General features: G+C 34.6%; 8 protein-coding genes. 1 reads left to right on the plus strand and 7 read right to left on the minus strand.

The annotated features are described in order from the left end of the window. The first annotated feature begins 6 nt into the window (after window positions 1–6). Window positions 7–1635, plus strand: coding sequence for an acyl-CoA carboxylase subunit beta (locus tag I600_RS04060; RefSeq protein ID WP_058103215.1), 1629 nt, complete (start codon window positions 7–9; stop codon window positions 1633–1635). Window positions 1636–1768: 133 nt separating this feature from the next. Here I600_RS04060 and I600_RS04065 read toward each other — a convergent pair whose 3' ends face one another. The 7 genes from I600_RS04065 to I600_RS04095 all read right to left on the minus strand — a co-directional run bounded on the left by I600_RS04065 (window position 1769) and on the right by I600_RS04095 (window position 13169). After that, the gene (locus I600_RS04065; RefSeq protein WP_058103216.1) at window positions 1769–3511 is read right to left on the minus strand and encodes a carboxypeptidase-like regulatory domain-containing protein; all 1743 of its coding nucleotides are present in this window, start codon (window positions 3509–3511) and stop codon (window positions 1769–1771) included. A 175-nt stretch (window positions 3512–3686) separates the two neighbouring features. Beyond that, the gene (locus I600_RS04070) at window positions 3687–6362 is read right to left on the minus strand and encodes a carboxypeptidase-like regulatory domain-containing protein (protein WP_058103217.1); all 2676 of its coding nucleotides are present in this window, start codon (window positions 6360–6362) and stop codon (window positions 3687–3689) included. A gap of 127 nt (window positions 6363–6489) precedes the next feature. Continuing rightward, window positions 6490–7836 (minus strand): M24 family metallopeptidase, encoded by a 1347-nt coding sequence (locus tag I600_RS04075; RefSeq protein WP_058103218.1) that lies wholly within the window; start codon window positions 7834–7836, stop codon window positions 6490–6492. 96 nt (window positions 7837–7932) lie between these two features. Then, window positions 7933–10014: a vWA domain-containing protein gene (locus tag I600_RS04080; protein ID WP_058103219.1), complete on the minus strand. Its 2082-nt coding sequence runs from the start codon at window positions 10012–10014 to the stop codon at window positions 7933–7935. Between the two features lie 93 nt (window positions 10015–10107). Then, window positions 10108–11175 (minus strand): AMP-binding protein, encoded by a 1068-nt coding sequence (locus I600_RS04085; protein WP_058103220.1) that lies wholly within the window; start codon window positions 11173–11175, stop codon window positions 10108–10110. A gap of 3 nt (window positions 11176–11178) precedes the next feature. Continuing rightward, window positions 11179–12126, minus strand: coding sequence for a CPBP family intramembrane glutamic endopeptidase (locus I600_RS04090; RefSeq protein ID WP_058103221.1), 948 nt, complete (start codon window positions 12124–12126; stop codon window positions 11179–11181). Continuing rightward, window positions 12117–13169 (minus strand): o-succinylbenzoate synthase, encoded by a 1053-nt coding sequence (locus I600_RS04095; protein ID WP_058103222.1) that lies wholly within the window; start codon window positions 13167–13169, stop codon window positions 12117–12119. The genes I600_RS04090 and I600_RS04095 overlap by 10 nt, the downstream gene beginning before the upstream one ends. Window positions 13170–13184 lie beyond the last annotated feature (15 nt).

Raw genomic sequence — 13184 nt, forward strand, 5'->3', positions numbered from 1 at the left:
TACAGAATGGATTTAAAATTCAATCAAAACGAAGATAGGAATAAGTTGTTATTATCTGACCTTAGACGAAAGCTGAACGAGGTTTATTTAGGTGGAGGAAAAGCAAAAATTGCCAAGCAGCACGATCAAGGTAAAATGACCGCTAGAGAACGTATTGATTATCTATTTGATCCAAAAACCGAACAGATTGAAGTTGGAGCCTTTGTTGGCGAAGGCATGTATAAAGAACATGGTGGCTGCCCTTCTGGCGGTGTTGTCATAAAAATTGGATATGTAAAAGGAAAGCAATGTATAGTAGTTGCCAATGATGCAACGGTAAAGGCTGGTGCATGGTTTCCTATTACCGCCAAAAAGAATTTAAGAGCACAGGAAATTGCTATTGAAAACAGACTGCCTATTATTTATTTAGTAGACAGTGCCGGCGTGTATTTACCATTACAAGATGAAATTTTCCCGGATAAAGAGCACTTTGGGCGCATATTTAGAAACAATGCGGTTATGAGCAGTATGGGCATAACCCAAATTTCTGCGGTTATGGGCAGTTGTGTTGCCGGTGGCGCTTACTTACCTATAATGAGCGATGAAGCCTTAATAGTAGATAAGACCGCCAGTATTTTCTTGGCAGGAAGCTATTTGGTAAAAGCTGCTATAGGTGAAAGCATAGATAATGAAACATTGGGTGGAGCAACCACTCATTGCGAGATTAGCGGGGTAACCGATTATAAAGCGAAAGATGATGCAGCTGCTTTGGACACCATAAAGAATATTATGGATAAGATCGGTGATTTCCCAAAAGCGGGATACAACCGAAAGAAAAGTATAAAACCAAAAGAAAATCCTGATGACATCTATGGTATACTACCTAGCTCAAGAGCGGAACAGTATGACATGATGGAAATTATTAAGCGATTGGTGGACGACTCGGAATTTGAAGAATACAAAGCCGGATACGGACAAACCATACTTACTGGATATGCACGAATAGACGGATGGGCAGTTGGTATTGTTGCCAACCAAAGAAAAGTTGTAAAGACCAAAAAGGGAGAAATGCAGTTTGGCGGAGTCATTTATTCCGATTCTGCAGATAAAGCAACCAGATTTATAGCCAATTGCAATCAAAAGAAAATTCCGCTGGTGTTTTTACAGGATGTTACCGGTTTTATGGTTGGTAGCAAAAGTGAGCATGGTGGTATTATTAAAGATGGCGCCAAAATGGTAAATGCGGTAAGCAACTCGGTGGTTCCAAAATTCACTATCGTAATAGGCAACAGCTACGGAGCCGGAAACTATGCCATGTGCGGTAAAGCTTATGACCCTAGGTTAATGGTTGCTTGGCCAAGCGCAGAATTAGCCGTAATGAGCGGAAACTCGGCAGCAAAAGTATTATTACAAATTGAGAAGGCTTCATTAAAAAAGAAGGGTGAAACCATCACTGAGGAAAAAGAAACGGAACTATACGATAATATCAAGAAAAGATATGACAATCAAGTTTCTCCATACTATGCAGCCTCTAGACTATGGACCGATGCTATTATAGACCCAAAGGACACGCGTAAATGGATTTCAATGGGTATAGAAGCCGCTGATCATGCACCTATTGAGAAACCTTTTAATATGGGAGTGTTGCAGGTGTAATTTCCTGAAAAATTGTTAGTATCAACGTATAAAACTATTTACATTCAAAAACCACAATACATTTATACTGTATTGTGGGCTTCTTATAATAACTATGTCTTTTTCTCTTTTATGTTTTGAAAAATTAACGGACTTAATTAGCAACGATACTTACCGCATTTGATACTGAAAACAATTGCTGATTTACATTACGTAGACCCAGTTTAAAGACCTTTGTTTCTTTTCGTTGCGATGCACTACCATAGTTATAATATATAGTAGCTTTCAAATATGTAGGCGTCAAACTTTTGTTACCTAAATAGGTAGCGTTAACCAACCAATTACCACGAAGCGTATCATCTATTAAATATTCTTCACTGGAGAAACCTGAGCGCTTTTCAATTTGAATACGTTCAGCATCTGCAGCTAAAGAATGCTCACTATTATAGTATCGCTTTTCTGGGTTTACAAATTGTAACACAAATTCAGCCTCACTATCGCTCCATTCAAAAACCAAACGTGTTCCTTTAAAATCATCATCAAGTTTAATTTCTTTTACCTTATTTGTTGAAACTAAATCAGCCCCTTTTAGAGAAATCAAATTATTTAAATCACGATCCATAATAACTTTCACTGGCTCTTCGTTTTCCAATAGCTCTTCTGCTAACAAGTAATCATAACGCAAGTACATAGCGGCAGCTTTTTGATTTAAACCTAATTCTCTATAACTATTTGCCAAGTCTAAATATGATTGTGCATAATCTGCTCTAAGTGTATACACATCTTCATAAAGTTTGTTTGCCTCTTTAAACTTTCCTTCCGCTTGATAGATATATGCCAACGATTTTAATGCGATAGGGTTACCACTTAAAATATTGTCATTCTCTTCGATTATCTTATTAGCAAATTCTTTATTTTTCCATTTGTTCGAAAAATAATCATAAGCATCAAGTACATAGTAGAATGAACTACTGTATTTTTTTATTTGATTTTCGTAAATAACCTTTGCATCTTCTTCGGTTTTCGCATTTAAAAGTTCATTCATGTACGAAGGCTTATCTTCTTTAAAATTAACTGTACTTAATGCTGAATTATCATATTTATTATTTCTAAGCTTAGCTTGATCATAAGGCTTTCCATCAATATTGCCAGCATATAATAATGTTTTTGTGTTAATTACTATGACACCGCCAGCACCTATTGACCCGTATCTAGTAGTCATTGCCAAATTATTTAAAACAGCCAATCTAGCAATTGAAGCTGGTGCAATCCATGTAGGAGCATTAGTTAAAATCTGACCATCAACATCATATACAGCTGGAGATGCCTGACTTATAGAATTGAAACCTCTAATATATATTCCCCCTCCACGCTGACAATCACCAAAAACCCTTACGCTAGCAAACTTATTACGCACAACATCTAGAATACAAATCCCTACATCATTGATTTCGTCCTCTTGCAAAAACCTGATTTTCCCAGGGGCGGTCTCACTATCCAAAATACCAAATGCTGTTTTAATTAAATTTGGTTTATACTTATACTCCTCTTCTAATTCGCTCTGTGATTTTCTATTACTATTACGCACGGTAACCTCATCTAATTGCTCAATTTTCTGAGTCATTTCAATATTTAAGATTCGTGTAACATCTTCAACCATTATCTGAACATCACTTAAACCGGGATATGTATATTTAACTACATCCCTAGGTTCCGCAGATATTTGATATAATCCATTGGCGTCTGTTGTAGTAGAAATATCAGAATCTATTATAGAAATCTGAACATTTGCCAAAGGAGCATCCATTTGGGTAACCTTACCTTTAATTGTTTTGCTTTGTGCTTGCACATTGCAAGCAAAAGATATTAATACTAAAAGGAGTAAAACATTTTTCATAGAATAAAGTTTTATATGGTTATACCATAATTTTATATCAAAAATTAAACCATACTAAAATATGTAGGAATATAATTACTAATTATGTATGAGTTTAACAATATTACCGAATTTATTAAAAATTAAATCAAATTTTAATCACTTGTCCTTCAAAACATTACATCTTTAATAAACTTTAATTTAAATTATCTGCTCCTAAAGTTGGTAAGTAAAATAGATTTTGATTCACATTTTTTAACGACAACCTATAAATCCTAATAGTACTTTCTTCATTATCTGTACCGTAGCCAGAGAAAGCAGTCACTTTTAAATAAGTGGGCAAACCGCTTTTATTCCCCTTATAATTTATATTTATAATCCATTCTCCTTGAATATCGCTTTCAAGAAAGAACTCTTTACTTGATGAATTTTCTTGCTTACCAAAATATTCATTCTGACTATATAGCGATGTACTAGAAACAAAATAGCGATTTTCAGGATTTACGAACTGAAGGTCAAACTCAGCCTCATCATCGTTCCATTCAAAAAGAAGACGGGTATCCGCGCCCTTCCGCATTTCAGCCACTTCTTTTAAATCTTCTGAACTAATAGCATAGTCGGTTTTATGCTGTAAAAAATGATTGAACTCAGTCGTAATAATAGGATGTAATCCTATAGTATCTGCCACAAGAAAAGATTCGTTCAATAATTTGGTATACCTACTATATAGATTGGCTGCCTTCTGCACTTCATTTACTTCAATATAACTATTTGCCAAGTCTCTATATGATTGCGCATAATTTGGTCTCTTTACAAAAACGCTGGTATATAGTTCGTTTGCTTTTTCAAATTTACCTTCTCGCTGATAAGCATATGCCAAAGCTTTCATTTCATTGATGTTATCAACAAATAGAGATTGATGATTAGAAATAATCACATTATTGAATTCTTCTTGCTCCCAATTGGCAGTAAAATAAATATAAGCATCAAGAAAAAATGAAGCAGAACTACTATAGCGTTTTTCATTTTCGTGATACACTTTCTTAGCCGCTTCAAAACTACTGCTAGCTAAAAGATCTTGAAGATAACTTGGCAAGTTTCTATTTGCTTGTTGTTTATCTATTGCATCAAATTCATAAATATTATTTCGAATTTTAGCTAGGTCACTAGCTCTATTATTCTTAGTAGCATAATTAGCATGTTTTGTACTTATTGCAATTACACCGCCCGCGGCAACCTGCCCATATCTTCCAACGCCAGCAAGACCAGGTATTACCGCTATGCGCTCAATAACATTTAAATCTAAAAAATACGGAACATCTTCATAAATTACTCCGTCAATTTCGAATATTGCAGGTCTAATATTATTAATTGACCCTTTACCTCCTCTTATAAACACAGCAACTTTGGTAAAAGAACATCCAAAACAAGTATTTCCATTGGTTACATTATCAATGCGAACCCCAGCTATTTTACCATCTAAAGCTGCTAGAATATTTGGCGCCGATAAGTTCAAACTCTTACCATCTACAATAGTTATTGCATGACCAATTGTTTTTTTATCAAGAGTTCCATAAGCACTCTTAGCAAATTCATCATTCGTTAAATATTCAGAGAACATTTCTGCCTCGGTTTTCTTTAAACGCGCTCTTTCAGTAACGGTAACACCTTCTAGTTCTTCAACCATCAAATTCATGGTGACGTTGATATTATGTATGGTCTCCAATACGGTACGTTCCATTTTTTCGAAACCCAAATAATCAAAACTAATGACATCTCCTATTTGTGCCATAATGGTATATCTACCATACGCATCTGTTTGTGTATGCTTTAATGACTCCGCTATTTGAACAGTAGCATTTTCAACAGGCTTACCATTATTAAAAACAAAACCTGTAATTGATCTATGCGTTTTAATAGGGTTGGTATTTATTATTGGAGTTTTAAAAGAATTTTGAAGAGTTTTGTTTCTGGAATAATTTGATATTTGAGAAATGTCATCCTCACTCAAAGTAGAAGTATTTACATAAAAAGTCATTGCATCTCCCCTGAACGTTTTCCATTGTCCCTGGCTAACATATCTTCTGTACGATGTACTTGGTCTATAATCTGCTGCCAAAACCAAGCCCACACGTTTACCATATACTTTCAATAATTCTAGACCAATACTAAAATCTTCATCTACAATAAGGTTGTACGGCTTTAAATCTACGGTTACCATTCCAGGAGATTTGCCTATCATTTTGGTAACGTTCTTTTTCAATAATTTATCTTCAGGATAAATGGTGCCGCCTTTATATACATTAATGCGCACCAATACACTATCAGAATAATTTTCGTTTAGATAAAAGTGAAAATCTTTTAAGAAGTGCTTCTTTTTATCAACACTTATCCTTGTCACCAATTCAGCCCCCAAAGAACCATCGCCTTTCCAATACCCAAACTTATTTTTACTAGGATAGGAAAAGCCTACAACATCATCTTTTTTACCTTTCAGATATTTAGCGGATACGATTGCCTCATGTAATTGCATTGCCTGGGGCTTCATAACAACTTTTTGAAACAACAAATTATTAAAATTTACCTCTGAAATTTTAAGCCGAATGGTTTTATAACCTACAGAAGAAAATTGTAGCACATCTGTATTAGAAAAATCAGCCTTATTAATCTCTAGATAAAATTTACCATCAAAATTACTTACGGTACCTACACCTTTATTTACAACTCCAATATTTACAAAAGGAAGCGTCTCTTTCGTATCAGCATCCACTACTGTTCCTTTAAATTGATGTTGCCCAAAAAGTCCTATACTTAGCGTACACAAAAGCAATAAAAGATAATACTTTATATGAAGTTTAGTAATCCATTTCATTAAGCGAGTTATTCAATAACCGTCAGGTTACTCTTAAATATATGAATAACAAGCTTTTAAACCTAACATAATAAATAGAAAATAAGATTTTTAATACATCAACAATATTTTGTCTTACAAATTAAGATTAATTTCCCTGATGATTTTTCACTCGTGGTATCAACAATAATTCCGTCTGTCTTCCATTTACATATCTAAATCCATCTTCACCATAGAAGCCGGCTTCTTCAAGCATAATTCTGATATCTCTATTCCATTCCGGTATGTTGATGGTCGTGTTTAATTCAATAGCATAAACAGTATTTGGATTAAGTCCATAATTTTCTCCATCGTCACGCATAACACCACCTTGAGCATCCCACATTCCAATAGTTGTTCCGGCAGAATGACCATAAGTACCTAACGGGTGCGTGTAAATAGAAGGTCTTAACCCTACAGCTTTAGCCTCGTCCAGCGATTTTTTAAGAATTTCATTTCCAGATCTTCCTTTAATCATATTACTGGTTAGAAAGTCTTGCAATTTATTCCCTTCCTTTAGTCCGTTTACTAAAAATTCTGGGGCAGCAGTTTCTTCTGGCTTTAGTACATACGCTAATTCTTGACAATCAGTATTTAAACGCAAATACGTAATACCGAAATCGCAGTGGACCAAGTCCCCTGGTAATATCACTGTATCTTCTGGTCTACCAGAGAAAGAGTACAGGTGACTTACCAATTCCTCTTTACTTCGCTGTACATCTATGGTTGGGTGAAACCAGGTTTCTAAACCTAAATCTGTCACTTTTTGGCGCATCCACCATTCAACCTCAGAAGTCGTGGTAATTCCCGGAGTTATTACTTTCTCTGAGAATGCTTCGGCTATGATATCATGTGTAATATCTACCAATTGATCATATATAACCATTTCACGCTCCGTTCTAGTTTCGATCCAGCGTACGGCTAGTTGCTCTGCAGATGTTACTTTTGAAGTATACTTTTTAGGCAGATTTGCCATGAATTCCTCATAATCCGTCTTTACCAAACCATCGGCAATATTATGGTCTGTAGAATAATTAAGTCCGATTTTTTTTGGATTTCTTTCTGATATTAACTGCATTAACCTCTTCCATTGATTAGGCTCCTTTTCCTTATCCCAAGCGGAAACAATATTCTTACCAACATTATAACGAGCAACGGCTAATTTTTCAATAGTGTTCTTTGCTTTATCTCTATAAAACAAAAGAATAGTTCTTCTACGGGCATTTAACCACGTAGCAGGCAGCATGGTCTTAATAACCGGATCCTCATTGTATTCCCTTGAAATTACCACCCACATGTCTAAGTCAGCAGCATCCATAAGTTTTGGAAGTAAGTTGTTAAAACGGTCGTCTAGAATTTCATCTATAACAATGGCTCTTTCTTTTTCATTGAGGATTTGTTGGGCGTTACTTTTACTAATAAAAATTAGAAATGTAAAAAGGAATAGTTTTTTCATAAGTGTTGTTTGGTATAAGCCTTGAAAATACAAAATTTCACTTGTTAGAAATAAACTATCCCTTGAATATCAATTTGTTTTATTATTTAAGTATAATTAATAGCCGTTCGCTACCAATTTATCATTAGCACTTTTAACCAACCTAATAAACTCTGCTCTATATCCATTTACATCTTTTCCCCTTCCCTTCTCCGCCAATACAATTACATCCTTATAGGTTGTTTTATTAGTAAATTTAGACTTTCGCAATTGTTGACCAAATAATGCAACGGCCGCAGAAAACTGAAAATCTTCAGACATTTCTTGAGAATCTACATTCTGAACATGAACCAATTCTAAGCTCTTTTTACCATCAGGTTTTTTGTATCTAATTCTCACTGTAAACAACTCATCTAAAAACGTATTCTCATTAGTATTGCTAGCATATTTTAATTTAGGTATATCTTTATCATATATAGTTTTTACCCCAGCTTCAACTATTTCATATAAAGCAGTTACTTTATGCCCGCTTCCCAATTCACCTGCATCCTTAGTATCGTCAATAAAATCTTCATCAGCTAATAATCTATTTTCATATCCTAGTAATCGATACGATTTAACTTTATTAGGATTAAACTCTACTTGAAGTTTCACATCTTTTGCAATAGTAAACAGCGTACCGCCAAATTCCTTACCAAATACTTTCTGAGCTTCTTGCATGGTATCGATGTAAGCATGATTTCCATTTCCTTTATCTGCCAATGTTTCCAATTTAGAATCTTTGTAATTACCTATACCAAAACCCAAAACGGAAAGAAAAACACCAGACTCTCTCTTTTTCACAATTAAATTTTCCATGTCATAATCACTGGACAAACCAATATTAAAATCGCCATCAGTTGCCAGTATTACTCTATTATTTCCATTTTTCTTAAAATGCTTTTCTGCTAATTGATATGCTAATTCAATACCCTCACCTCCTGCTGTTGACCCTCCGGCTTCCAAGTTATTTAAGGCATTTATAATTTTTGTTTTATCACTACCCGATGTTGGCTCTAATACTACACCAGCCGCACCAGCATAAACGACAATAGAAATTCTATCCTTGTCTCTTAATTGATTTACCAATAATTTAAATGCTGATTTTAACAGCGGTAATTTATTGTCTGCCGACATTGACCCAGAAACATCAATAAGAAAAGTAAGGTTAGATGCTGGTAAATCTTCATTTAAATACTCCTTTCCTTGTAAGCCAATACGCACCAATTTGGTATCTACATTCCAAGGTGTTTTAGCAACTTCGGTATGCACAGAAAATGGATGTTCATTTTTCGGTTGTGCATAATCATAATCAAAATAATTAATCATTTCCTCAATCTTCACGGCACTTACAGGAACATCCTGTCCTTTATTAATAAATCTTCTAATATTGCTATAAGCTGCTTTATCCACATCTATAGAAAAAGTAGACAATGGATTTACGGTAACATTTTGAAACTGATTTTCTGTGATTTTGGCGTAATTTTCATCGTTCTCAATATTGTAATTTCCATGCAAAGTACGTATTACAACACATCCATATCTAGCATCCCTTCCATACAAACTCTTTGCTTCAGCAGCATTAAGTTCTTTTCGGCTATTAATGTCTACATTTTTTAGGCTTTCAATAATTGCATTATATTCTTTTTGAATTGGCACACCGTCAACTATATACAAAGGACTTTTAACTTTAACCCCTTCCTTTTTATTTTCTATTGAACCAATACCTCTAATTTGAACACCACTAACTTTTCCTTGCAACGCTCTACTAATACTATTTTTAGAACTTTGTTTGTTAATCATAGATACAGAACCCGTAGCATAACTACGCTTTTGAATACCATAACCAACCACTACAACCTCTTCAAGCGCCTGAAAGTCTTTCTCAAGTGACACATCTATAACCGTTTCATCTTTTACCCCGACAATTAAGCTTTTACATCCTATATAAGAAAATACTAGTTTTGCTCCCTTTGAAACTATTAACGAATAGTGCCCCTCAAAATCTGTTTGCGTACTATTGGTCGTACCTTTTTCGATTACATTAGCTCCAGGTAAAGGGTTGCCTTTATTATCTGAAACGGTACCACTAATTTTAATTTGTTGCGATAACATTAAAACACTGTTGAGTAGGAAGAATAAGAAAATTACATTTTTCATAATAATTGGTTTAAAGTTTGAGCAATAAACCTATTAAGAAAGAAGTGCCATAAAAATGAAAAATGAGTGAAGTACGACTTTAAACTAGGTAACTTATATTTTCAGTAAGTTTAATGTTTCCTGTCGGCGAATTTTTCCACTTTCAGTACGCTGAAACTGTTTTATAATCAAAATCGATTTAGGTTTCTCAAATTTTTTGAATTCCCCTATACCATCAATAATTTTCCGAATGTCATTTACTTCTGCATCTTCAACCACTAAAACCACTTTTTGTCCCAATTCATCATCTGCAACACCGGCAACAAAAAACGAAGTATCTATATAGTTTGATATTACTTTTTCAATGTGTTCTGGATGTAACTTTACTCCTCCAGAATTAATGACATTATCCAACCTACCCAACCATTTAAATTGAGTTTTTGAAAGTAACTCAACCATATCATTGGTCACCACGGTTTCGTCTGTAATTTTTGGTGCGTTAATTACCAAACAACCTCTATCATCTATGGTAAGTTCTACATTTGGTAAAACCGTAAATGGAGCATCTTTAACTTCTTTATTGTTCAATGGTTTTATAGCGATATGAGTAACGGTTTCCGTCATACCATAGGTTTCATAACTGCTATTATCAACACCCTTTAATTCTTCTCTTATTGAATTAGAAATGGGTGCGCCACCAATTATTAATTTATGTACTTGATGTAGTTTAGATAAAGAGTTACCCACCTGCAAAGGTACCATGGCCCCAAAATCAAAAGAATCCATAACACCTTCCAATGGGTACGAACTTGGAGGCAAAAAATGAATATTCAAGCCCAAAACCATAGCCCTGACCAACATCATTTTACCTGCAATGTATGAAGCGGGCAAACAGAGTAAAGCTGTGGATCTAGGCTTCAGGTTAAAATAGCTACCTGTTGCCAAGGCGCTATTTACCATATATTCTTTTTGAAGTGCAATTGTCTTTGGTTTTCCCGTAGAACCAGAGGTTTTTACCAATATTATTTCGGAGTCATCAATCCAATCCAAAAGAAATGCCCCGATTTGTTTTTCATAGTCCTCTCCTTCCTTTATTAGACTATAACCAACCTCTGTTAAATCATCAAAAGAAATTGCCCTACCATGAATTGAAAAATTAGGGTGTATAAATGCTTTATACATTACTTAATTATCGAGCTTTAAAAATTCTTCTTCAGTTAACACCTTACCTGTTAATTTTTCTTTCCAATTAGTCCATCCGTACTTTTTTGAAAAAACCAATAAAAGAATAGGAAAAACTACAAATACAGGAACCAGCATATCCCAACCAAGCACAGGTTCTGAAATATCCCTATAGACAGAATCTACGCTAAATGCGGTCCAATCTGCAGTTACTAAAAGTGCTGCAGTTAAATTGTTTGCGGCATGAAAACCAAGAGCAAGTTCCAAACCTTCATCCATAAGTGTAATTATACCTAAAAAGAGTCCGGTTCCTATATAAAAAATCAAGATACCGTAACCCAATTTATCCACTTCCGGGTTCAATATGTGCAATAATCCAAACAGCAAAGAGGTAAAGAGAAGCGGAAACCATCTATTCTTAGTAAGTACGCCCAGACCTTGCATCATATACCCTCTCATTAAATACTCTTCCATACTTGTCTGTAACGGAATCATTGCAATAGCTATAACGGCTAAGATCAAAAAAGGTTCTAATTGAAAGTTATATTCATAATCTTCAGGCGCAAAATAAATATCTATACCGATAAAAAGCACAGATATTGAAGCCCATAAAAAGAAAGAAAAAGCTATTCTTTTCCAGTCAACTTTAGTTCTTGAAGTGGTCAATGCGGTAAGCGATTGTTGATGCAAAAATTTAACCACTAGAAAAACCGCAATAAGTCCGAAAACAAAGGTTAAGAGCATGTAGAACAAAAATGTATTGGAGCCCAATACCTGGGACATCTTTCCTATACTATTACTCATCATTGCAGACATACCACCTTCTTCCAGTGCCAAAGCAGCCAATAACGGAAAGGAGCCTAAAAACTGCCACACCACAATAATTATCAATATTCCTACTAAATATCTCCAATTATCAATTAAACCTTTATACGCCTGTTCTATATACATATTTCATCAATTAAATTCGTATTCCAGTTTTTAGATTTATTATAAAACAAACCACCATTCCTTACTTCTAAAGGACTATTAACATTATTAGTAAACAAAGCTCCGGTGCCTAAACCTTGTGGCATATTATTACCTAAAGTTGCAGTCCATTGAGCAATTGCGTTTAAACCTATATTACTTTCTAACGCACTAGTTACCCACCAACCAATATTGTTTCTTTCAGCAATTGTAATCCATTCATTACTACCTGCAAAACCTCCAACTAAACTTGGTTTCAAAATAATATATTGTGGTTGTATAGTTTGTAGCAACGTTACCTTTTTTGTTACATCAACAACCCCAATTAATTCTTCGTCAAGAGCTATAGGCAATGGTGTTTTAGCACAAAGATTTTTCATTTCATTCCATTGTCCCTGTCTAATAGGTTGCTCAATGGAATGTAAATCAAGTTTTGACAATACTTCTAATTTCGCCAACGCCTCTTCTGCAGAAAATGCACCGTTGGCATCTACACGCAATTCAATTTCATCTTTAGAGTAACGCTCTCTAATAGATTTAAGCAATGCAATTTCCGTATCAAAATCAATGGCACCAATCTTCATTTTAATGCATGAAAAACCATCTTTTAGCTTATTCTCTATTTGCTGATGCATAAACTCTTTATCGCCCATCCAAACTAGACCATTAATGGAAATTGGTTCTTGGCCCCCTAAAAAAGTGGAATCAAAAAGATGAAAAGGATCGTTTGATCGCAGTGACAGAAATGCCTGTTCAACCCCAAATTGAATACTAGGAAAATTAGATAATCGCTTAAGCAATTCCGCTTCCCCTAAATTGATATTATTTACAACCCAATTACATTTATCTTCATAACCAGGAACATCATCAAAGCTAAGTCCCCTAAACAATCCGCACTCACCTACTCCCTTTTTACCATCTTGCTCCAAGAATAGAAACCATGTTTCCTTTGTTTTTAGAATTCCTCTGGAGGTCCCGCTTGGATTTTTAAAATTTAGGATATACTTTTTAAAAATTGCTTTCATATAATCCTTCAAATT

Origin of the sequence: Maribacter dokdonensis DSW-8 (genome assembly GCF_001447995.1) — a bacterium.
GTDB lineage: Bacteria > Bacteroidota > Bacteroidia > Flavobacteriales > Flavobacteriaceae > Maribacter > Maribacter dokdonensis.